Annotated in this window: 18 protein-coding genes, 1 tRNA gene and 1 pseudogene; 4 read left to right on the forward strand and 16 right to left on the reverse strand. The window is 59.4% G+C overall.

Features of this window, described 5'->3' with window-relative positions:
• Positions 1-98: 98 nt before the first annotated feature.
• The 3 genes and pseudogenes from ACQZ5K_RS24885 to cpdR form a co-directional block, all read right to left on the reverse strand.
• Positions 99-272: pseudogene (locus tag ACQZ5K_RS24885) on the reverse strand (peptide ABC transporter substrate-binding protein); the annotation flags it as partial.
• A gap of 446 nt (positions 273-718) precedes the next feature.
• Positions 719-793 (reverse strand) — tRNA-Val (locus ACQZ5K_RS24890).
• A gap of 81 nt (positions 794-874) precedes the next feature.
• Entirely contained in the window at positions 875-1,237 is a 363-nt protein-coding gene (gene cpdR, locus ACQZ5K_RS24895; protein WP_003497910.1) for a cell cycle two-component system response regulator CpdR, read from the reverse strand.
• A 182-nt stretch (positions 1,238-1,419) separates the two neighbouring features.
• Between cpdR and ACQZ5K_RS24900 the strand changes: the two genes are divergently transcribed.
• Positions 1,420-2,304 (forward strand): N-formylglutamate amidohydrolase, encoded by an 885-nt coding sequence (locus tag ACQZ5K_RS24900; RefSeq protein WP_003519728.1) that lies wholly within the window; start codon positions 1,420-1,422, stop codon positions 2,302-2,304.
• 322 nt (positions 2,305-2,626) lie between these two features.
• Complete coding sequence (gene hisN, locus ACQZ5K_RS24905) at positions 2,627-3,403, forward strand: histidinol-phosphatase (protein ID WP_137005145.1); 777 nt, start codon at positions 2,627-2,629, stop codon at positions 3,401-3,403.
• Between the two features lie 21 nt (positions 3,404-3,424).
• Here the strand turns inward: hisN and ACQZ5K_RS24910 are convergent, their stop codons facing one another.
• Positions 3,425-4,366 (reverse strand): alpha/beta fold hydrolase, encoded by a 942-nt coding sequence (locus tag ACQZ5K_RS24910; RefSeq protein ID WP_137005146.1) that lies wholly within the window; start codon positions 4,364-4,366, stop codon positions 3,425-3,427.
• A gap of 379 nt (positions 4,367-4,745) precedes the next feature.
• Here ACQZ5K_RS24910 and hspL point away from each other — a divergent pair, with 379 nt between their 5' ends.
• Positions 4,746-5,228: a heat shock protein HspL gene (gene hspL, locus ACQZ5K_RS24915; protein WP_137005147.1), complete on the forward strand. Its 483-nt coding sequence runs from the start codon at positions 4,746-4,748 to the stop codon at positions 5,226-5,228.
• A gap of 66 nt (positions 5,229-5,294) precedes the next feature.
• On the opposite strand, the gene ACQZ5K_RS24920 is transcribed toward hspL, so the two are convergent.
• Positions 5,295-6,314, reverse strand: a complete 1,020-nt coding sequence (locus ACQZ5K_RS24920; RefSeq protein ID WP_448741764.1) for a bile acid:sodium symporter family protein — start codon at positions 6,312-6,314, stop codon at positions 5,295-5,297.
• Positions 6,315-6,412: 98 nt separating this feature from the next.
• Here ACQZ5K_RS24920 and ACQZ5K_RS24925 point away from each other — a divergent pair, with 98 nt between their 5' ends.
• A complete protein-coding gene (locus tag ACQZ5K_RS24925; RefSeq protein WP_003519733.1) occupies positions 6,413-7,273 on the forward strand; it encodes a LysR family transcriptional regulator in 861 nt (286 codons plus the stop codon).
• A gap of 5 nt (positions 7,274-7,278) precedes the next feature.
• On the opposite strand, the gene glpK is transcribed toward ACQZ5K_RS24925, so the two are convergent.
• The 11 genes from glpK to ACQZ5K_RS24980 form a co-directional block, all read right to left on the reverse strand.
• Positions 7,279-8,778 carry a glycerol kinase GlpK gene (glpK, locus tag ACQZ5K_RS24930; RefSeq protein ID WP_448741765.1) on the reverse strand — a complete coding sequence of 500 codons (1,500 nt, stop codon included), beginning with the start codon at positions 8,776-8,778 and terminating at the stop codon, positions 7,279-7,281.
• Positions 8,779-8,847: 69 nt separating this feature from the next.
• Entirely contained in the window at positions 8,848-10,569 is a 1,722-nt protein-coding gene (locus ACQZ5K_RS24935) for an ABC transporter substrate-binding protein (protein ID WP_448741766.1), read from the reverse strand.
• Positions 10,570-10,644: 75 nt separating this feature from the next.
• Entirely contained in the window at positions 10,645-10,938 is a 294-nt protein-coding gene (locus ACQZ5K_RS24940) for a DUF2160 domain-containing protein (protein ID WP_003519736.1), read from the reverse strand.
• Positions 10,939-10,940: 2 nt separating this feature from the next.
• Complete coding sequence (locus ACQZ5K_RS24945) at positions 10,941-11,861, reverse strand: carbohydrate ABC transporter permease (protein WP_035261093.1); 921 nt, start codon at positions 11,859-11,861, stop codon at positions 10,941-10,943.
• Positions 11,862-11,864: 3 nt separating this feature from the next.
• Positions 11,865-12,731: a carbohydrate ABC transporter permease gene (locus tag ACQZ5K_RS24950; RefSeq protein ID WP_003519739.1), complete on the reverse strand. Its 867-nt coding sequence runs from the start codon at positions 12,729-12,731 to the stop codon at positions 11,865-11,867.
• Between the two features lie 2 nt (positions 12,732-12,733).
• Positions 12,734-13,804 (reverse strand): ABC transporter ATP-binding protein, encoded by a 1,071-nt coding sequence (locus ACQZ5K_RS24955; protein ID WP_059758107.1) that lies wholly within the window; start codon positions 13,802-13,804, stop codon positions 12,734-12,736.
• Positions 13,805-13,816: 12 nt separating this feature from the next.
• Complete coding sequence (locus tag ACQZ5K_RS24960; RefSeq protein WP_137005152.1) at positions 13,817-14,887, reverse strand: ABC transporter ATP-binding protein; 1,071 nt, start codon at positions 14,885-14,887, stop codon at positions 13,817-13,819.
• A gap of 36 nt (positions 14,888-14,923) precedes the next feature.
• Positions 14,924-16,447, reverse strand: a complete 1,524-nt coding sequence (locus ACQZ5K_RS24965) for a glycerol-3-phosphate dehydrogenase (RefSeq protein WP_127755422.1) — start codon at positions 16,445-16,447, stop codon at positions 14,924-14,926.
• Positions 16,448-16,555: 108 nt separating this feature from the next.
• On the reverse strand, positions 16,556-17,329 hold the full coding sequence (locus tag ACQZ5K_RS24970) for a DeoR/GlpR family DNA-binding transcription regulator (protein ID WP_137005153.1): 774 nt from the start codon (positions 17,327-17,329) through the stop codon (positions 16,556-16,558).
• A 140-nt stretch (positions 17,330-17,469) separates the two neighbouring features.
• The gene (cysG, locus tag ACQZ5K_RS24975; RefSeq protein ID WP_448741767.1) at positions 17,470-18,930 is read right to left on the reverse strand and encodes a siroheme synthase CysG; all 1,461 of its coding nucleotides are present in this window, start codon (positions 18,928-18,930) and stop codon (positions 17,470-17,472) included.
• Positions 18,902-21,550: a nitrate reductase gene (locus ACQZ5K_RS24980; RefSeq protein WP_448741768.1), complete on the reverse strand. Its 2,649-nt coding sequence runs from the start codon at positions 21,548-21,550 to the stop codon at positions 18,902-18,904. The genes cysG and ACQZ5K_RS24980 overlap by 29 nt, the downstream gene beginning before the upstream one ends.
• Positions 21,551-21,578: the final 28 nt, after the last annotated feature.

Genomic DNA, 21,578 nt, shown 5'->3' on the forward strand with positions numbered 1-21,578 from the left:
AGGCCAACCCATTGACCAAAGCCTGATCAGACAACCATACTTAGAGGTGGCTCACTTCTCGGTGGAAAAACCGGCTCAGTTCCGCGTGGAAACCAACAATAAAGGTCTTTCAGGATAAATTCTTCGATGTTGATCGAGGTCTGTGCCTGATCGAGCGTTTGCGGTTCGCCGGCATTGCCGCGGTGTAGAACTGTTTCTGCAAGTGCAGAACTCGCCCCAATCAGAAGCGATCCTACCAGCAGAGTGGCGCGAGTTGTTGTTTTTATGGACATCGTTTTCTCTCCCCGTGAAGATTTTGAGTCTACAAACAAGGCGATATTGCTCCGAAGCGCAACAACAATAAATTGTGAGTTGATGGGAAGCCATGACTTCAGCAGACAAAGAAAACCGCCCAGGCAGGACCTGTGACACTACAGATCGCGATAAGCCACCCCATCATGTGTTGATGACCTACAGCCGGTTTGAACGCCTTATTGTAAAGCGCCGTAACCTCATCGATGTTCTTTCAATGTCCGGACTGTCGACGCCTGACCTGAATACCCCAGAGCAGAAATCGGAACCGGGGTCGATCTCTCGTGAAATACGTGCGGGATACTAATTTTATCTCCGAACGCGTGGCGTCGAAAACGGTAAGGCAGATGCAAGTGTTACTCGCTGGGGCCGCTATGTAAAAAGGCCCTGCAATCTCTCGCAAGGCCTTGATACTCAAGAACTCGGATGGTGGGCGTGACAGGGATTGAACCTGTGACCCCTACGATGTCAACGTAGTGCTCTCCCGCTGAGCTACACGCCCTCCGTGGCGGCGGATAGACCACAAAACCGGTTCATGCGTCAACTGCTTTTTTTCGGTTTTGTGAAGGTTTTTTGAGAGGCCTTACGCCACAAGGAGTTTGTTGACCTCATCCACCAGATCGCGCAGATGGAACGGCTTGGAAAGCACCTTGGCGTCCTTCGGAGCCTTCGAATCGGCATTCAGCGCAACGGCTGCAAAGCCGGTAATGAACATGACTTTGAGGTCCGGGTCGAGTTCGGTCGCGCGCCGCGCAAGCTCGATGCCGTCCATTTCGGGCATGACGATATCGGTCAGCAGAAGCGAAAACGGCTCTTCGCGAAGCCGGTCATAGGCGCTGGCGCCATTGTCGAAGGAAGAAACCTTGTAACCGGCTTTTTCCAGCGCCTTGACGAGGAAGCGGCGCATATCGTTGTCGTCTTCAGCGAGAAGAATTTTCTGATTCATCATAAGTGACCGTAACTACTCAATGTTTGGAATACCCTAGCCCGATTATAGGGTTTTCACGGTAAATATCCTGTGAACACGTGAATCGGTATAGCGCTGATTGGGCGATAGTATGGACTTGCCGCGCCGTAACTGGCAACATGAACATCCTGATAGTTTTGCGACATGGTAAATGACCCTGAATGGACTGGATAACGGGTGAATATGAGCTGTTCGAAGTAACGGAACCTGCCGTTCAAACCCTGCCATTCGTCTATAATTCCCCCCATAGCGGCCGCTGCTACCCGATTTCCTTCCTGGAGTCGGCAAGGCTCGATTCGCACGAGATCCGCCGCTCCGAAGATCACTTCGTCGATGAGCTGTTCGCGGCGGCACCGGAGATAGGTGCGCCGCTTCTCAAAGCGAATTTCCCGCGCGCCTATCTGGACGTCAATCGCGAGCCCTACGAACTCGATCCCCGCATGTTCGAAGGCACGCTTCCGCCTTATGCCAATATCGGCTCCATGCGGGTCGCCGGCGGTCTGGGAACAGTGCCGCGCATTGTCGCCGAGAATATGGATATCTATGCCCACCGCCTGCCGGTCGACGAGGCGCTTTCGCGGATCGAGACGATCTACAAGCCCTATCATGCCTGCCTGCGCCGCCTGCTGTCTCGCACCCACGCCAATTTCGGAATGGCGGTGCTGATCGACTGCCATTCCATGCCAGGCAATATCCGCGTCGCCGGCTCGAATCTGAGGCCCGATGTAATCATCGGCGATCGCTACGGCACCAGCGCATCCCAGGAAGTCTCCCGCGCCGCGCTGCATTTTCTTGAGGAACTGGGTTTCGTCGCGGTCTGCAACAAACCCTATGCCGGCGGCTTCATCACCGAACATTATGGCCGGCCCATCCGCTCTCTCCATGCGCTGCAGATCGAGGTCAACCGGGCGCTTTACGTGGACGAAAAGACGCTTTTGAAAAAAGCCGATTTTCCCGCCATTCAGGCGTCGCTTGAAATCTTCATGCGTCAGCTTGGCGCCTTCGTTTCCGAATACGCGATAGAAACGTCGCTCGCTGCCGAATAGCAGCGCGAATCATCCGCTATTTCAATCTTTTATCCCGGATGGTCTGGCGGCCCGCCGGACCAAAAAAAAACCGCGCCTTGGCGCGGTCAAGTCTAGGGAGGAAACACCCAAGGAGGGTATTTACAGTCAGAGACTGTAGGATGACGCTACGCAGTAATTGCACAATTGTCAATCATTTTATTTTATGCATATTTTTTAGGCTTATGCTGAAAATATGGAAACGCCGGTGCCCTCATTCGTATGAGTGGACGGCGGATGCGATTCCGGTCTATGCATTGCCCCAATAGAATTCAGACCCAATATTCAGGCAATGAGGTTTCGCATGCTGCCCGACCGGGATTTCTTCTTCAAACTTGCCGATGCCGCCAGCGCAGAAACGCTTCCCCGCTTCCGCACGGGCATTGCCGTCGCCAACAAGCAGGATGGCGGCTACGATCCGGTGACGGAAGGCGATCAGGCCGCAGAAACAGCCATTCGCGCCCTGATCGAGGCCCGTTTTCCGCAGCATGGCATTCTGGGCGAAGAACACGGCAACATCGGTCTCGACCGCGAGCATATCTGGGTCATCGACCCCATCGATGGCACCCGCGCCTTCATTTCCGGCGTGCCGGTCTGGGGCACGCTGATCGGCTTCCAGTCAGCCGGCCGCGCCTCCATGGGCATCATGGACCAGCCTTTCACGAAAGAGCGCTATTTCGCCGATGGCGAGACAGCCTGGTATTTCGGACCCGACGGCGAAAAGAAAATCCGGACGCGTGATTGCGCGTCTTTGTCGGATGCGGTGCTGTTCACCACTACCCCGCATATCTTCACTGCGGAAGAAAAGCCCTTCTATGAAAAGGTACAGGATCAGGTCCGCCTTTTCCGCTACGGCGTGGATTGTTACGCCTATTGTCTGCTTGCAGCCGGCCACGTCGACCTGGTGATCGAATCCGGCCTGAAGCCCTATGATGTCGGCGCGTTGATCCCTGTGATCGAGCAGGCCGGCGGCATCATGACGACCTGGGATGGCGGTCGTCCGGAAAATGGCGGCCGCATTCTCGCAGCCGGCTCGAAGGCGGTGCACGAACAGGCGCTTGCCATTCTCTCAAAACTCTAAGGTAGCCCGCTTAAGCGGCCATCACTCCGGCGCGAAAAACGCGTCGATGGCCGCCAGCGCCTGCTTGCGGAAAACATCGCGCTCATGCAGCAATTCGTGGCGCGCACCGGTGATCGGAAGAAGCTGCGCTGCCCGGAAATTGCGTGAGAGTTCCTCCTGCGCCTTATAGGGCGTGATTGTATCAAGCATCGGCGCCAGAATAAGGGTCGGAATGGTGATATTTGTCAGATGGTCCTGACGGACCACCCGCCCCATGGTCTTCAGCGCCTCATAGACCCAGCGCGCCGTCGGCGCGCCGATGAAAAGTTCCGGAAACTGCCTGTGCAGCGAGAGATTTCTTGCAAAACGTCTGGAGTCCGAGGTGAGCGGATTGCCGTCGAAATCCCGCTCCCGCTGATCCTTGCCGAGCTGCACCCGTCCAAGGCCAACGAGACTTAGAGCCGTCGCCACCGCCCGAATGACGGATGAGGGGACGGATTGCTGGCTGTCCAGCTCGATGAAGGGCGAACAAAGCGCGAGACGGTCGATCCGGTTCGACAGGCCGGGTGCGGCGGCAAGCGCTGCAAGCGCGCCGGTGGAATGCGCGATCATGAAGAATGGCAGCCGCGTATCCGGCAACACCACCTGTTCGAGAAAAAGGCTGATATCACGCTGATAGTCGGAGAACCGCCGCACATGCCCGGCACCCGGTTTTTTCAGCAATCTTTCGGAACCGCCCTGCCCGCGCGTATCGAAGGTCGCAACCCAGAAACCCATGGCGGTGAGATCGCCGACCGTTTCGAAATATTTCTCGATACATTCGTTCCTGCCATGCAGCAGAACCACGGTTCCGCGGGCCACCTGGCGGCTGGCGCGAAAGATCGCATAGCGAAGCTGTTTGCCGCGATCGCCGGTAAAATATCCGACGGTATGGTTGCCGGGAACCGGGTTGTCTTCGCTGGCGCGCAATGTGGCTTCGATCATCGGTCTTTTCCGGCTTTTCTGCCTTTTCGGGATAGGTCGGCGGCGCGGGAAGGTCAAAGAAAAAATTGCCGGAACCGTCGGTTAAAGCAGTCGCGGTTCCGGCGAATAAGACAGAAGAAGAAGGGACGTTATTGCTTCTGTCCACGGAGAATGTCTCCGATGACCGATGTTTTATGGCTCTCAAACTGAACGATGCCGGAACCTGACGTTCAGCCATGGTTCATGTTGCTTTCGCCTTTTCACGCCCCCTTGACGCAGCGGCAGGCCATTCCCATCTCATTCATGCGGTCGCCAGAACGGGACCGCGCCACATGTCCGGCCGTCGCCAGAACGGGACGCCGGGCTTAACCGCAAACAGTCGCTTCTTAAGGAGGACACCATGCGTCACGTTGATTTTTCCCCCCTCTATCGTTCCACCGTCGGCTTCGACCGTCTTTTTTCGATGCTTGACGGCCTTGGCCAGCCCGAACAGGCCCAGTCCTATCCGCCCTACAATATCGAGCGGACCGGCGAAAACACCTATCGCATCACCATGGCCGTTGCCGGTTTCGATGAGAACGAACTCAGCATCGAATCCCGTGCGAATACGCTGACGGTGAAGGCCGAGAAGGCCGCAGATGAGAAGTCATCCGAAGGTGAGTTCCTGTATCGCGGCATTGCCACACGCGCTTTCGAACGCCGCTTCCAGCTGGCCGACCACGTCGAAGTCCAGACCGCCTCCCTTAAGAACGGCCTGCTTCACATCGATCTCGTCCGCAACATTCCGGAAGCCATGAAACCGCGTCGCATCGCGATCTCGTCCGACAGCGCCGATGCGCCGAAAACGATCGAAGCCCAGATCACGCCGGCCCAGGTCAACTAAACCGATCCGGACCTCAAACGAACGGCCCCGTAAAGGGGCCGTTTTTGTTTGATGAAAATTCGCTCTTCAGCGGGTGGAGACTACCGCGCCTTCTGCGGCAGCGGCTTCCGATATGGCCGCTTTTTCATGGGCCTTTCTGGCATAACGTTGGGCCAGCACCGCGCAGACCATCAGCTGGATCTGGTGGAAAAGCATGATCGGCAGGACGATTGCACCAATGCTTTGGCCGGCGAAAATCGCACCCGCCATGGGCACGCCGCTGGCAAGGCTCTTCTTCGATCCGCAGAAGGTGATGGTGATTTCATCCGCCTTGTCGAAACCGAGCGCGCGGCTGCCGAACATCGTCACGCAGAGAACAAGCGCCAGAAGCACGATGTTGATGACGATGACCACGCCGATATCCCTGAGCGAAAATGTGTGCCAGATGCCTTCGATGACCGCATCGGAAAAAGCCAGATAAACGACCATCAGGATGGAACCGCGATCGACCGGAGCCAGCAATTTCTTGCGCGCCCTGATCCAGTCGCCGATCCACGGCTGCAGCACCTGGCCGACGATGAAGGGCAGAAGCAGCTGCAGGAAGATTTGCAGGAACGCATCCAGCGAAAATCCACCGCCATGGCCGCCCACCGTAAACAGCAGGCCGACCAGCAGCGGGGTCAGGAACATGCCGAAAATATTCGAAGCCGAGGCCGAACAGATCGCAGCCGGCACGTTTCCACCCGCCATGGAGGTGAAGGCAATGGAGGACTGCACGGTGGATGGCAGGACGCAGAGGAACAACACACCCATATAAAGCGGCGCAGGCAGAATATTCTCGGGAATGAAGCCGATTGCCACGCCGAGCAGCGGGAACAGACCGAAGGTGACGAGAAGGATCGCCAGATGCAGGCGCCAGTGCAGGATACCGGCAATCACCACATCCCGGGAAAGCCGCGCGCCGTGGAGGAAGAACAGCAAAGCGATCGCGAGTTTTGTCGCCAGCCCGAAATACTCCGCCGGCTCACCGCTGATCGGCAAAATGGAGGCCAAAATCACGGTGGCCACCAGCATCATGGTGAAACGATCAGGTAGGAAGCGGGTCATGGGAGGTCTTTCCGGCATCGGTTTTGCTTGAAACGCGCGGTACTATCGCTCATCATGAATTCCGATGCAAAGATTAACAGTTATCGCGATTCAGGATAATGCTGAACCTTCAACATCTTGCGAGCTTCGTGATGCTTCAGCAGACCGGCAGCTTCACGCTGGCGGCCGAACGGCTGGGGATTGGCCAGTCCACTGTCAGCCAGCATATTCAAAGGCTTGAGGCGGCACTTGGCCGCCGGCTGATCGCGCGCAGCACCCATCAGGTAAAACTGACCGGTGAGGGCGAGGCGCTGCTGGGTTATGCCCGCAATATGCTGGAAATCGACAGCAAGGTGTCGTCGCTGTTCAGCGAGAACCGTCTGCGCGGGCGGTTGAGACTTGGCGTTTCGGAAGATTTCGTCGCCAGTCGGCTGACCGCCATTCTGGAAGAGTTCATCCGTCTTTATCCCCTCGTAGATCTGGAACTGACGGTTTCGCTGAGCGGCGTGCTTTACCAAATGCAGGACAATGGCGAACTGGATGTGGTGCTCGCCAAACGCCGTCTCGGCGACAAGCTCGGTCACTTTCTCTACCGCGAACCGCTCGTGTGGCTGGCGCGCGACCCGGAGCGGATGCTAAACCAGCCGGATGCCCTGCCGCTGATTGCCTTTCCGCCGCCGAGCATCACCCGAAAGGCGGCGCAGGAGGCGCTCGACCGGGCCGGTCTCGCCTGGCGGATCGTCTGTACCTGCGGCAGCCTCAGCGGGCTGACCGCCGCAGCAAGGGCGGGCATGGGAATTCTGGTGCAGCCGCGCAGCATGGCGCCGGCAGGCCTGAAGGAGATTGCCGCAGGCGTGCTACCGCCGCTGGAGGACGTGGAATTCGTGCTTCAGCCGAGCAAGGGCGCGGATGCAAAGCTGGTGCGCGCCCTTTCCGATCTCGTTTCCAGCAAGAGCATCGCACCCGGCAGTTTTGTATAGCCTGTTCAATTCTCCCGCCGCGACAGGCAGCGGCCGACGCTGTCGCGCCAGCCGGCAATGGCGTCTTTCCGTTCAGCCTCTTCCATTGCGGGGCTGAAACGGCGGTCACGCCGCCAATGTTCAGCAAAGGCCTTGCGGTCCGGCCAGATGCCGGCGCGCGAGGCGGCAAGCCAGGCCGCTCCGAGAATGGTCGTTTCCAGGAAAACCGGCCGGTCGACGGGCGCCGCAAGAATATCCGCCAGCCGTTGCATGGTCCAATCGGAAGCGACCATGCCGCCATCGACCCGGAGCACCGTCTTGCCATTGTCACCCGCCCAGTCCTTGCGCATGGCGTCCAGCAGGTCGAAGGTCTGATAGGCGACGCTTTCCAGCGCCGCCCGGGCGAATTCCGCCGGACCGGTGCCACGCGTCAGCCCGAAAATAGCGCCACGCGCTTCCGCGTCCCAATAGGGTGCGCCAAGGCCGGTGAAGGCCGGGACCAGATAGACACGTTGATTGGCGTCGGCCTTTTCCGCAAGCGCGCTGACCTCGGAAGCGACCGAGATGAAACCGAGCTCATCGCGCAGCCATTGCACGGCGGCACCGGCAATGAAGATCGAGCCTTCCAGCGCATAGGTGGTGACGCCGTCGAGGCGGTAAGCGATGGTCGTCAGCAGCCGGTTGGTGGAAGCGACGCGATCCGTGCCGGTGTTGAGCAGCGCAAAGCAGCCCGTGCCGTAGGTGGATTTCATCATGCCCGGCTCGAAGCAGGCATTACCGATCACCGCTGCCTGCTGATCGCCGGCGACGCCAAGGATCGGAATTTCCGCACCCAACAGCGATTTATCCGTCACGCCGAAATCGGCGGCGCAATCCAGCACCTCCGGCAGCATGGCGCGGGGAATGTCGAGGATCGACAGGAGTTCATCGTCCCATGTATTTTCCTCGATATTGTAGATCAGCGTTCGCGAGGCATTGGTGGCGTCGGTTACATGACGGCGGCCGCCGGTGAGTCGATAGATCAGGAAACTATCGACCGTGCCAAAGCAGATTTCGCCCTTCGCGGCTTTTTCGCGAAGGCCGCTGACACTATCGAGAAGCCATTTCAGCTTCGTGCCGGAAAAATAGGGATCGAGCAGCAGACCGGTCTTTTTCGAAAAAAGCGGCTCCAACCCCCTTTTTTTCAGATCCTCGCAGACGGGCGCGGCGCGGCGATCCTGCCAGACCACGGCCCGATGCACGGCCTCGCCCGTGTTCCGGTCCCACAGTACCGTCGTTTCGCGCTGGTTGGTAATGCCGATCGCCTCGATATCGGAGGCGGCGATGCCGGCATCGGCAAGCGCCAGCCGGATGGTTTCGAGCACGCTTTTCCAGATATCCTCGGCATCGTGTTCGACCCAGCCGGAGGCCGGAAAATGTTGCGGAAATTCTCGCTGTCCGACACCGATGACCCGCATGTCGCGATCAAAGACCATCGACCGTGTCGATGTCGTTCCCTGATCGATCGCCAGAATATAACCGCCCATCATGCTACTCCCTTTCAGACGCAATGACCGGGGCGGCAAGCCGCCCCGGTTTCAGATTTTACGCAGACATCACTTCTGCCAGCTTTTGACCAGTTCGTCGTAATTGACGGTGACCGGCTTTTCCTTTTCGTTGGCGATCTTCAGCTGCGGCGCCAGATTGCCCTTCGAAACGGCATCCTTGTTCCAGTATTCGATATCGTGCTCTTCCGCCAGTTTCGGGCCGATATCGCCCTGCACGCCGGCGCGTTCCAGACGGCTCATGACCTTTTCCTGCTCGGCGCAAAGAGAGTCCATCGCGGCTTGCGCGGTTTTCGCACCCGACGAAGCATCGCCGATCGCCTGCCACCACAGCTGCGCCAGCTTCGGATAATCCGGAACGTTGGTGCCGGTCGGCGACCATTGCACGCGGGCCGGCGAACGATAGAACTCGATGAGACCGCCGAGTTTGGACGCGCGATCCGTGAAGCTCTTGTGGTGGATGGTGGTGTCGCGAATGAAGGTCAGGCCCACATGGCTCTTCTTCACATCCACGGTCTTGGAGGTCACGAACTGCGCGTAGAGCCAGGCGGCCTTGGCGCGGTCGTCGGGGGTGGATTTCATCAGCGTCCACGAACCCACATCCTGATAACCGAGCTTCATGCCGTCCTTCCAGTAGACACCATGCGGCGAAGGTGCCACGCGCCATTTCGGCGAACCGTCCTCGTTCACGACAGGCAGGCCGGGCTTGGCCATATCGGCGGTAAACGCCGTGTACCAGAAGATCTGCTGGGCGATACTGCCCTGCGCCGGCACCGGACCGGATTCGGAGAAGGTCATGCCCTGCGCTTCCGGCGGCGCATATTTCTTCAGCCATTCGAGATATTTCTCGATGGAATAGACCGAAGCCGGACCGTTGGTATCGCCGCCGCGCGCCACGCAGGAGCCGACCGGCTGCGACTTGTCGTTGACCTTGATGCCCCATTCGTCGACCGGCAGACCGTTCGGCAGGCCCTTGTCGCCGTTGCCGGCCATGGAGAGCCAGGCATCGGTGAAGCGCCAGCCGAGCGACGGATCCTTCTTGCCGTAATCCATATGGCCGAAGACCTTCTTGCCGTCGACATCGCGGCCGGTGAAGAATTCGGCAATATCCTCATAGGCCGACCAGTTGACCGGCACGCCGAGGTCATAACCATATTTGGCCTTGAAATCGGCCTTGTTCTTTTCGTTGTTGAACCAGTCGTAACGGAACCAGTAGAGGTTCGCGAATTGCTGGTCGGGAAGCTGGTAGAGCTTCTTGTCCGGCGCCGTCGTAAAGGCGCTGCCGATGAAGTCCTTGAGGTCGAGGCCGGGATTGGTGACATCCTTGCCTTCATTGGCCATGAAGTCGGTCAGGTTGCGCACCTGCTGGTAGCGCCAATGCGTACCGATAAGGTCGCTATCGTTGACCCAGCCGTCATAAAGGTTCTGGCCGGTCTGCATCTGGGTCTGGATTTTTTCGACGACGTCGCCTTCCTGGATCAGGTCGTGCGTGACCTTGATACCGGTAATGGCGGTGAAGGCCGGAGCCAGAACCTTGGATTCATATTCATGGGTCGTCAGAGATTCGGAAACGACCTTGATTTCCATGCCCGCGAAGGGTTTCGCGGCATCGACAAACCATTGCAGCTCCTTTTCCTGATCGCCACGCGAAAGCGACGAAAGATCGCCGATTTCCTTGTCCAGAAACTGCTTTGCTTCCTCCATTCCGGCGAAAGCGGAACCCGTCATTGCCAGCAGCATGGCCGCCGTCGTCGTCATCAGATGCCGTCGCATATCAGTCCTCCCAGGGGTTTGCGATTGCATGAAGTCTGCGGGTGCGGTTTTCCTCCGCCGCACCGTTTTCCTGCTCTAGACAAAACGGAAAACGCCGATGGCGTAAACCAAGGATAGAGCGAGAGCCCACCACAGGTTCGGGCCGACTAGCCCGAGCCATGCGAGATGAATGAAGGCGCTGCCGAGCAGCGAGATAAACAGCCTGTCACCGCGCGTGGTTTCGAAGCGCAGGAGGCCGAAGCGGGGATTGCCGCCGGGCGAGAGATATTCCCAGAACCACATGCCGACGAGCAGCAGGGCGATGGCGCCAAAAAAGGCCGCCGTCTGCCAAGTCCACGCCATCCAGGTAAAATCGGGCATCTTCGTCATGGTCAAACCCTCCCGAGCGCGAAGCCCTTGGCGATGTAATTACGCACGAACCAGATCACCAGCGCGCCGGGGATGAGTGTCAGCACGCCGGCGGCGGCAAGCAGGCCCCAGTCCATGCCGGCGGCAGAGACCGTGCGCGTCATGGTCGCGGCAATCGGCTTGGCGTCCGTCGTCGTCAGCGTGCGGGCGATCAGAAGCTCGACCCACGAGAACATGAAGCTGAAGAAGCAGGCGACACCGATGCCGGAAGCGATGAGCGGCATGAAGATCTTCACGAAGAATTTCGGGAAGGAGTAGCCGTCAATATAAGCGGTCTCGTCGATTTCCTTCGGCACGCCGGACATGAAACCTTCGAGAATCCACACCGCCAGCGGCACGTTGAACAGGCAATGCGCCAGCGCCACGGCGATATGCGTGTCGATCAGCCCGAAGGCCGAGTAAAGCTGGAAGAAGGGCAGCGCGAAGACGGCGGGCGGGGCCATGCGGTTGGTCAAAAGCCAGAAGAACAGGTGCTTGTCGCCCAGAAAACGATAACGCGAGAAGGCGTAAGCCGCCGGCAACGCCACCGCGACCGAGATCACCATGTTCATGACGACATAGATGATCGAATTGATATAGCCCGAATACCAGGATGAATCGGTGAAGATCGTCCGGTAGTTCTGCAATGTCGGCTGATGCGGATAAAGCGTCATGGAGGAGACGATTTCCGTGTTCGTCTTGAAGCTCATATTGACGAGCCAGTAGATCGGAACCAGCAGCAGCAGGATATAGATCGTCGGCACCAGCCAGGAAAAACGCGACGGCCCGTGGTGGCGACGCCGCGCATTGACGGCAAGGCCGGATCGTCCCGTCGCAGTGGCTCTCACCGGCGAGCTGCCGATGCCGTTGCGCTCCACGCTTGTGGTGACATTCGAGGCGCTCATGTCTCAAGTCTCCGCGTCGTGGCTGGTCATGACGGTGTAGAACACCCAGGACAGCAGCAGGATGATGAGGAAGTAGATCAGCGACATGGCCGCCGCCGGCCCGAGGTCGAACTGGCCGAGCGCCATCTTCACGAGATCGATGGACAGGAAGGTGGTGGAATTGCCCGGGCCGCCGCCGGTGACGACGAAAGGCTCGGTATAGATCATGAAACTGTCCATGAAGCGCAGCAGGAAAGCGATCAGCAGCACCCGCTTCATCTTCGGCAGCTGGATGTAACGGAACACCGCAAAACGCGACGCGCCATCGATCCTGGCTGCCTGATAATAGGCATCGGGAATGGAAACGAGGCTGGCATAGCACAAAAGCACGACAAGGCTCGTCCAGTGCCAGACATCCATGATGACGACGGTGATCCACGCGTCGACCGGATCGTTGACATAGTTATAATCGAGCCCGAGCTGATTGGCGTAATAACCGAGCAGGCCGATATCGCTGCGGCCGAAAACCTGCCAGATGGTGCCCACAACATTCCACGGCACCAGCAGCGGCAGCGCCATCGTGACGAGGCAGATCGGCACGCCGATGCCGGATTTCGGCATTTTGAGCGCGATGAAGATACCAAGCGGAATTTCTATCGCCAGAATGATGCCGGAGAACAGCAGGTTGCGCCCCAGCGCATCCCAGAAACGGTCCGAGGCCAGAATTTCCTCGAACCATTGTGTTCCCGCCCAGAAGAACTGGTTATTGCCGAACGTATCCTGCACCGAATAATTCACGACGGTCATCAGCGGAATGACGGCGGAAAAGGCGACCAGCACCAGCACCGGCAGCACCATGAACCATGCCTTGTTGTTCCAGCTCTTTTCCATGGTCAGGCCCCCATCTTTACACGCCACGAGTCGGCGAAGACGCCGATGGCGGCCGGATCGAAGCGAACACCCGCTTCCGCCGGGATTTCCTCGTCTTCGGCAACGACGATCGCGAGTTTCTGGCCGGCGAACCGGGCGCGCACGATCTTCTGCCGGCCGATATCCTCGACCTTGTCGACAGTGATGGGCATGCCGCCCCGTTCCAGTCGGACGAATTCCGGGCGGATGCCGATCTCGATGCGTTGCGCTCCGTCAACCTTTGGCGCACCGGCCAGCGGCACACCAAGCCCGCCGACCATTGCGGTCGCGCCGTCGATACTGGCGGGCAGCACGTTCATGCCGGGCGAGCCGATGAAATAACCGACGAAGGTATGTCCCGGCCGTTCGAAAAGCTCAGCCGGCGTGCCGATCTGGACGATCTGCCCGTCATACATGACCACAACCTTGTCGGCGAAGGTCAGCGCCTCGGTCTGGTCATGGGTGACATAAACCATGGTGAAACCGGACTGCCGGTGCAACCGTTTCAGCTGCGAGCGCAGCACCCATTTCATATGCGGGTCGATCACCGTCAGCGGCTCGTCGAAGAGGATGGCGTTGACATCGGACCGCACCAGCCCGCGCGCCAGCGAAATCTTCTGTTTCTGATCCGCCGTCAGACCGCGCGCATGGCGTTTGGCCATGCCGGAAAGATCGGTCATTTCGAGGATTTCCCGCACCCGGCGGTCCACCTCGGCTTCCGGCACATGCCGGTTGCGCAGCGGAAAGGCCAGATTGTCATAGACCGTCATCGTGTCGTAGACGACCGGGAACTGGAATACCTGCGCAATATTGCGGTCTTCAGTGGCGAAATCCGTGACGTCCGTTCCGTCAAAGGCGATGCGGCCTTCGGAGGGGCGCAGCAGCCCGGAAATGATGTTGAGCAGCGTGGTCTTGCCGCAGCCGGAAGGGCCGAGCAGCGCATAGGCGCCGCCGTCCTCCCATTCATGATGGACTTCCTTCAGCGCATAGTCGCCGGCAGCCTGCGCCTTTGCGTTATAGGCGTGGCGGATATGATCGAGCGTGATGCGTGCCATGACCGATCTCCCTCAAGCCGCTTCGCCGATGGCGCGGCCATTCGCGTCAAAGGCCATCAGGTGTTTTGTATCGAGAAACAGCTCTATGTCCCTGTCCGGCTCGATGTCATGAATGCCATGCGCCAGCATGACCCAGCGCCGGCCCGAAAATTCCACATGCACGAAGCTTTCCGATCCGGCGATTTCCGAAATCAGCGTCCGCGCCCGGATCGACTGGCGGGCCTCGCCCTTCGCCTGCGGGAAAAGATGATGCGGCTGGAAAGCGATGGTCAAAGGTCCATCCGGCACGGCGGCAAGATGCGCCGGCACCGCAATCACCGCCTGGTCGGCACGGGTGAATGCACCGCCCGCCTTGACGACCTCGATAGTGTTGAGCGGCGGGTCTGCAAAAATTTCCGCAGTGACAATATCCACCGGACGCCGGTAAACCTCGATGGTACGGCTGAACTGCGTTACCCTGCCCTCGTTGAGCGTTGCGGTATTGCCGCCCAAAAGCAGCGCCTCGGAAGGTTCGGTGGTGGCATAAACGAAGATGGCCCCGGATTCGGCGAAAATGCGCGGCAGTTCCTCGCGCAGCTCTTCGCGCAGCTTGTAGTCGAGATTGGCCAGCGGCTCATCGAGCAGCACCAGATTGGCGTTCTTGACGATGGCGCGGGCGAGTGCTGTGCGCTGCTGCTGACCGCCGGAAAGATTGAGCGGCGTGCGGTCGAGATAGGGCGTCAGCTTCAAAAGCTCGGCGGCTTTCCTCACTTCCCTGTCGATGGTCGACTGATCCTTGCCGGCAACGCGCATGGGCGAGGCGATGTTTTCGTAAACGCTGAGCGCCGGATAGTTGATGAACTGCTGATAGACCATCGCGACATTGCGCTTCTGCACCGGCCATCCCGTCACATCTTCGCCATTGAAAAAGATCGAGCCGGCGCTCGGCTTGTCCAGTCCGGCCATCAGCCGCATCAGCGTCGTCTTGCCCGAAAGTGTCGGTCCAAGCAGGACGTTCAGGCTTCCGCGCTGCAACGTCAGATCGGTCGGGTGAATATGATATTCACCGCCCACCATCTTAGAGACGTTTCGCAATTCAAGCATGGTGATCCAAAGCCTCCTCCGCTTTTATCCGGATCGTCAGATTGCCCTTAAGCGCCCACCTGCAATGTCTTCGACATAATCCTCCAGCCCACGCACCTCTTCCGGGGTAAAAAAGAGCCCCTGCTTGGTGCGGCGCCACAGAATATCCTCCGCCGTTAGCGCCCATTCCCGCGCCATCAGCCAGCGAACCTCAGCCTCGTAGAGCGTACCGCCGAAATACCGCCCCAGCGCCGCCGCCTCTGTCGCATTGCCGATCAGCACCGCTGCATCCGTTCCGTAGCAGCGCACAAGCCGCTCCGCATGACGCTCTTCAAGAAAGGGATAACGCGACCGCAGCGCCGAAACTTCCGCGGTGTAGGCCTCGGCGCCGAAATTTCCACCCGGCAAATGTGAGCCCGCCGTCCATGGCGCGCCCTTTTCACCCAGCGCATCGCCGATTTTTTCAAGAGCATGTTCGGCAAGCCGCCGATAGGTGGTGAGCTTGCCGCCGAAAATATTGAGAAGCGGCGCTTCGCCTTCCGCCCCTTCGGTTTTCAGCACATAGTCGCGGGTCGCTTCCTGCGCCTTCGATGCCCCGTCATCGAACAGCGGGCGCACGCCGGAGTAGGTCCAGACGATATCCGCCGGCTCCACCGGTTCAGCGAAATATTCGCTCGCCGCATTGCAAAGATAGCTGATCTCCTCGCCGCTGATCTTAACAGCCCGGGGGTCGGCGGTATAGTCGCGATCCGTCGTACCGATCAGCGTAAAGTCCTGTTCATAGGGAATGGCGAAGATGATCCGCCCGTCCGGATTCTGGAAAAAATAGGCACGCGGATCGGAAAATTTCCTGCGCACGATGATGTGGCTGCCCTGCACCAGGCGGACATTATGGACGTTGTTTTTGCCGAATGCCGAGGACAGCACCTTGTCCACCCAGGGACCCGCGGCATTCACCAGCATGCGCGCCCGATAGGTCTTGGCCTCTCCGGCGGCATTTTTCGTTTCGACCCGCCAGAAGGCGCCTTCGCGCCGGGCTGAAACCACCTGCGTGCGGTTGAGGATGAGCGCGCCGCGATTGGCGGCGTCGCGGGCATTCAGCACCACCAGGCGGGCATCGTCCACCCAGCCATCCGAATATTCGAAGGCACGGGCAAAAATCGGTTTCAACGGTTTCCCGGCGGGATCGCGGCGCAGATCGAGCGAGCGGGTCGCGGGCAGAAGCTTGCGGCCGCCGAGATGGTCGTAAAGAAATAGCCCGAGACGCACAAGCCAGGCCGGGCGCACCCCACCCTTCTGGAACGGCAGTACGAAGCGCATGGGCCAGATGATGTGCGGCGCCATGGCCCACAGAACCTCACGTTCCATCAGCGCTTCGCGCACCAGACGAAACTCATAATGTTCGAGATAACGTAAACCGCCATGGATAAGCTTGGTGGCGGCGGACGAGGTGCCGGAGGCGAAATCGTTCATTTCCGCAAGTGCGACGGAATAGCCCCTGCCGACGGCGTCACGCGCGATGCCGCAGCCATTGATGCCGCCGCCGATCACGAAAATATCGTGGATTGCCTCATCAGACATGGATCCTCCCGCGCTTTCATCGACGCTCTCCTCATCGATATACTGAAAGCACGGACATCTAATTCGAAGACAAAACGAATGTCAAACGAAATTCATGGGCCGTCCCGATCAGGATTCGAGCATCTCGGTTTCGATCAACCGGACGTCATGATCGGCACAGATGGACCGGATAGAATCCACCGGACAATGATCGGTGATGAAAGTATGCACCTGGGAAAGATGGCCGATACGAACTGGAGCCGTGCGCTCGAATTTGAGCGAATCCGACACCAGAATGACATGGCGCGCATTGGAGATGATTGCCTGCGCGACCTTGACCTCACGAAAGTCGAAATCCAGCAAAGCACCATCCTCATCGATGGCCGAAACGCCGATGACGGCAAAATCCACCTTGAACTGGCGGATGAAATCCACCGCCGCCTCGCCGACGATACCGCCATCGGAACCGCGCACGACACCGCCGGCAATCACCACCTCGATACCGGGGAAAACCCTCAACCTGTTGGCAACATTAATGTTGTTGGTAATGACCATCAACTCGTGATGATCCGCCAGCGCTTCGCCCACGGCTTCGGTCGTCGTGCCGATATTGATGAAGAGTGACGAGTTGTTGGGGATGAGGGCGGCAGCGGCGGCGCCGATTGCCTGCTTTTCGGAAGAAGCTATCGCCCGACGCGCCTCGTATTTGACGTTTTCATTGCCGCTTGGAAAAAGCGCGCCGCCGTGGATGCGGGTTAAAACCCGCGTATCGCAGAGATCGTTCAGATCCTTGCGGATCGTCTGGGGAGTGACGGAGAACCGCGCCGCCAGCTCGTCGACCAGCACCCGCCCGTTCGCTTTCGCCAGCGCAACGATTTCATCCTGACGCGGTGTGAGCAGCATTTCACCCTCCCTCCTCTTTCAATTTTTTCGTTTTATTGAAGAGCGAACGAAAAACCAATGTCAAGGGACGGTTTTGCAGTAGCGATGGTGGCGGGATGAAAACAGGTCGTGAACCCCACGACGCCATTTGACGATATTATTTAGCCGACTTTCTGAATGAGCGGGCTGGAACGGGACATCGCCGAGGATGCGGCACCAAATGCATCGCCGATGCCGATTAGCACCGGTTCGTTTACACCCAGCCTCTTAACGGCCGCAGCCAGTTGCGTAAGCGAACCGCACCAGCGCTGTTCGTTTGAGCGACTGACGGAAATCATGATGGCAACGGGCGTCAAGGCAGGCATGCCATGGGCAAGCAGGGCAGCTTCGATCTCGGCTGCGGTGCGCCCACCCATGTAAAAGACCGTGGTTACGGAAGGGTCAGACAGCGATTTCCAGTCGATATTCTCCGGCAGCCTTCCCTGCCGGGAATGGCCGGTGATGAAGCGTACCGACTGGGCATGGTCGCGATGGGTCAGGGACACACCCAGGCGCGAGGCCATGGCGCTTGCGGCAGTGATGCCGGGCACGATCTCGACCGGGATATTTTCAGCCTCCAGCGCAGCGATTTCCTCGCCGGCGCGCCCGAAAATCATTGGATCGCCGGATTTCAACCGCACCACCCGTTTGCCGGCCTTGGCGAGACGGATCATCATGTCATTGATATCTTCCTGCCTGCAGCTTTCCCGGCCGCCACGCTTGCCGACCAGCATGCGCTTCGCCTCCCGCCGCGCCAGTTCCAGCACTTCCGCCGAAACGAGATCGTCGAACAGGATGACATCGGCCGCCTGCAAAGCGCGCACCGCTTTCAGTGTCAGCAGTTCGGCATCGCCCGGTCCGGCGCCTACAAGCGTCACAAGGCCGCGCCCCGATCCTGCCCGCGCAGCCTGCATTCCGATATCCGCAAGCAGCCGTTCCTCACTGCGCTCATCCAGCCTTTCGGTAAAAGCCCGATCGACGAATTTTTCCCAGAAAGAGCGCCGCGACGCACCGGCAGCGAGCCGCAGATTGACGCGCTCGCGGATTGTCTGGGCAAGCGCGCCCCAATCCTTCAGCGAAAGCGGCAGCAATGTCTCGATGCGCCGGCGGATAGCCTGCGCGAGAATGGGTGCTGCGCCATCGGTGGAAATAGATACCACCACCGGCGAGCGATTGACGATGGAGCCGAACTGGAACTGGCAGAATTCCGGCTTGTCGATGACATTGACGGGAACGCCGGCCGCGCGCGCGGCATCGTAGAAGCTCTCGGCTTCCGCATCGGTCTCGCAATCCGCCAGCGCCAGTTCCGCACCGCCGAAGATATCCGAACCCCACGGACGGTCATGCCATGTCAGCATCTGGCTTTTTGCGACAAGCACCGCAAAGCTTTCCGAAAGCCCGCTCTCCTCGCAATAAAGATGCAATTCCGCCCCGCAGGCCAGCAGCAGTTCCGCCTTCCAGGCGGCTCCATCCGATCCGCCCGCCAGCACCACGCGCTTGCCCTCAAGCCCCCAGAAGACCGGCAACTTGGCGAGCCTCTCCATTCGGGCCGGTTCATTCCGCTGCGGTTTTAAGGCATCCATCGATGATCCCCCTGATTTCGGCGCGGCACGAGCCGCAATTGGTTCCGGCATTCAATGCCTTGCCGATGGCTTCGACGCTGTGGCAACCCTCACGGATGGCGGCGGTAATCTGGTTCACCCCCACATTAAAGCAGGAACAGACAGTGGCGCCCGGATCGGCGCGGCCGGCACCGGGGCGACCGGCAACCAGCGCAAAACGCATGCGCAGATCCTCATGGCGTTCGGCAAGTTGCGAGATCGCCCAGTTGCGGGCAACGGCCACCGGCTCCCTGGCGATGAACAGGGCCGCCAGCAGGATATCGCCGTAGAAGAAGGCAAGGCGCAGGTCGCCCGTCTGCCGGTCGCTGTAACCCAGCGGCTCGATCCTGGCCTCTATTCCGAAGACCTGCCGCGCCCAGAGTGTCCAGTCCTGCGGCTCCTCGACAAAGGTAAGCTCCATGCGATAGCCGCCATCAGCTTTGGCTGTGGCCCAATAGGCACAATCCGGCGCATCCGGTCGGATGCGGGAGATGGCGAAACCATAGGCTTTCGCTTCGAAGCGCCGTGCCCTTACCGCCACATTCTTCGAGGCGGGCTGGCCGGAATGCGGATCCGTCACCGGGGCAACCACGACATCGATGCGCGCCTGCGACGCGAACTGATCGTTCCAGTGCATCGGCGCAAATACCGAGCCGCGCGCCTGCCTTTCACTGACCAGCGCCCGCAGCAGAACCTTGCCATGGGGGCTTTCCAGCTCCACCAGATCGGCGCTTTCTATTCCCAGCGCCTGCGCATCGCGCGGGTGAAGCTCGGCGAAGGGTTCGGCGATATGGGCAGTAAGGCGCGCACTTTTGCCCGTGCGGGTCATGGTGTGCCATTGATCGCGGATACGGCCGGTATTTAGTGTCAGCGGATAATCCGCCGATGTCCTGCCGGTCTCCGGCAGGGTGGTGACAATAAACCGCGCCTTGCCATCGGCATGGTAAAACCGGCCATCGGCGAAAAAGCGGGTAACGACAGCGTCGCCCCGTCCGGCCTTCGGCCATTGAAAGGGCGTCATCGCATCATAGGAATTCCGTTCGACACCGCTGATATCGAAATCGCGACTGCCCGCGTTCTCAAAGCCGGAAAGAGCGGCATGTTCGGCAAAAATCTCCGAGGGCTGGCCATAGGCGAAGGCCGTGCCGAAACCCATGCGCCGGCCCACTTCCGCCATTTGCCACCAGTCCGCTTTCGCTTCGCCGGGTGCCGCGAGAAATCCGCGCTGGCGGGAAATGCGCCGCTCGGAATTGGTGACGGTGCCGTCCTTTTCCCCCCAACCAAGCGATGGCAGAAGCACATGGGCATGGCGGGCCGTATCGGTACTCGCCATGACATCGGACACCACGACGAAGGGACAGGCCTTGATGGCCGCCTCGACGGTACCGGCATCCGGCATGGAAACCACCGGGTTGGTCGCCATGATCCACAGCGCCTTGATGCGGCCATCGGCCACCGCCCTGAACATATCCACCGCCTTCAGTCCGGGTTTTTCCGCAATGGCGGGCGAGGCCCAGAAGCGCCGCACACGGTCGCGATCCTCGGCATTTTCGATGGCCATATGGGCGGCCAGCATATTGGCCAGCCCGCCGACTTCGCGCCCGCCCATGGCGTTCGGCTGGCCAGTCAGCGAAAACGGCCCCATGCCCGGCCTGCCGATGCGGCCGGTGGCAAGGTGGCAATTGATGATGGCGTTGACCTTGTCGGTGCCGCTTTGCGACTGGTTGACGCCCTGGCTGTAGCAGGTGACGGTTTTTTCGGTGCGTTCGAACAATTCGTAAAAGGAAATCAGTTCGGCAATCGTCAGGCCGGTGGCTTCGGCGATCTCCGGCAAGCTGTGTCCGTTTGCTGCCTGCATCGCCGCATCAAAACCGACCGTGTGATTTTCCACATAACCGCGATCGATTGCAGGACTATCAGAAAGATGCGCCAGCAAGCCGGTAAACAGCGCCACATCTCCATCCGGGCGGATGGCGAGGTGCATGTCGGCAATATCGGCGCTCATCGTCCGGCGCGGATCGATGACAACGACTTTCATTTCCGGCCGCGCCGCCTTTGCCGCCGCAAGCCTTTGGTAAAGCACTGGATGGCACCAGGCGAGATTGGAACCGGTGAGGATCACCAGATCGGCAAGCTCCATATCCTCATAGGTGCCCGGCACCGTATCGGCCCCGAAGGCGCGGCGATGGCCGGCGACGGAAGACGACATGCAGAGCCTTGAATTGGTATCGATATTCGCCGAGCCGATGAAACCCTTCATCAGCTTGTTGGCGAGGTAATAATCTTCTGTCAGCAATTGGCCGGAGACGTAAAGGGCGACGGAGTCCGGGCCGTGTTCGGCGATGGCTTGAGAGAACCGGGAAGCGACGAGATCAAGCGCTTCGTCCCATGACGCCCGCCTACCGCTGATTTCGGGGTGGAGCAGGCGACCGTCGAGATCGATGGTTTCAGCCAGAGCCGAACCTTTGGAACACAGCCGGCCGAAATTGGCGGGGTGATCCTGATCGCCTCTGACAGACACCGCGCCATCGTCGTTGACAGTGGCGATGACGCCGCAGCCGACGCCGCAATAGGGACAGGTGGTTTTTGTTTCAACGGGCATGGGTTTGCCCCCTCAGTGCGTGGCGGTT

Source organism: Agrobacterium sp. 22-226-1, assembly GCF_053522345.1.

Bases quoted from the DNA above. Each gene is read 5' to 3' on its own strand.
- cpdR (WP_003497910.1), bottom strand. From the start codon at position 1,237: ATGAATCAGAAAATTCTTCTCGCTGAAGACGACAACGATATGCGCCGC.
- ACQZ5K_RS24900 (WP_003519728.1), top strand. From the start codon at position 1,420: ATGGACTGGATAACGGGTGAATATGAGCTGTTCGAAGTAACGGAACCT.
- hisN (WP_137005145.1), top strand. From the start codon at position 2,627: ATGCTGCCCGACCGGGATTTCTTCTTCAAACTTGCCGATGCCGCCAGC.
- ACQZ5K_RS24910 (WP_137005146.1), bottom strand. From the start codon at position 4,366: ATGATCGAAGCCACATTGCGCGCCAGCGAAGACAACCCGGTTCCCGGC.
- hspL (WP_137005147.1), top strand. From the start codon at position 4,746: ATGCGTCACGTTGATTTTTCCCCCCTCTATCGTTCCACCGTCGGCTTC.
- ACQZ5K_RS24920 (WP_448741764.1), bottom strand. From the start codon at position 6,314: ATGACCCGCTTCCTACCTGATCGTTTCACCATGATGCTGGTGGCCACC.
- ACQZ5K_RS24925 (WP_003519733.1), top strand. From the start codon at position 6,413: ATGCTGAACCTTCAACATCTTGCGAGCTTCGTGATGCTTCAGCAGACC.
- glpK (WP_448741765.1), bottom strand. From the start codon at position 8,778: ATGGGCGGTTATATTCTGGCGATCGATCAGGGAACGACATCGACACGG.
- ACQZ5K_RS24935 (WP_448741766.1), bottom strand. From the start codon at position 10,569: ATGCGACGGCATCTGATGACGACGACGGCGGCCATGCTGCTGGCAATG.
- ACQZ5K_RS24940 (WP_003519736.1), bottom strand. From the start codon at position 10,938: ATGACGAAGATGCCCGATTTTACCTGGATGGCGTGGACTTGGCAGACG.
- ACQZ5K_RS24945 (WP_035261093.1), bottom strand. From the start codon at position 11,861: ATGAGCGCCTCGAATGTCACCACAAGCGTGGAGCGCAACGGCATCGGC.
- ACQZ5K_RS24950 (WP_003519739.1), bottom strand. From the start codon at position 12,731: ATGGAAAAGAGCTGGAACAACAAGGCATGGTTCATGGTGCTGCCGGTG.
- ACQZ5K_RS24955 (WP_059758107.1), bottom strand. From the start codon at position 13,804: ATGGCACGCATCACGCTCGATCATATCCGCCACGCCTATAACGCAAAG.
- ACQZ5K_RS24960 (WP_137005152.1), bottom strand. From the start codon at position 14,887: ATGCTTGAATTGCGAAACGTCTCTAAGATGGTGGGCGGTGAATATCAT.
- ACQZ5K_RS24965 (WP_127755422.1), bottom strand. From the start codon at position 16,447: ATGTCTGATGAGGCAATCCACGATATTTTCGTGATCGGCGGCGGCATC.
- ACQZ5K_RS24970 (WP_137005153.1), bottom strand. From the start codon at position 17,329: ATGCTGCTCACACCGCGTCAGGATGAAATCGTTGCGCTGGCGAAAGCG.
- cysG (WP_448741767.1), bottom strand. From the start codon at position 18,930: ATGGATGCCTTAAAACCGCAGCGGAATGAACCGGCCCGAATGGAGAGG.
- ACQZ5K_RS24980 (WP_448741768.1), bottom strand. From the start codon at position 21,550: ATGCCCGTTGAAACAAAAACCACCTGTCCCTATTGCGGCGTCGGCTGC.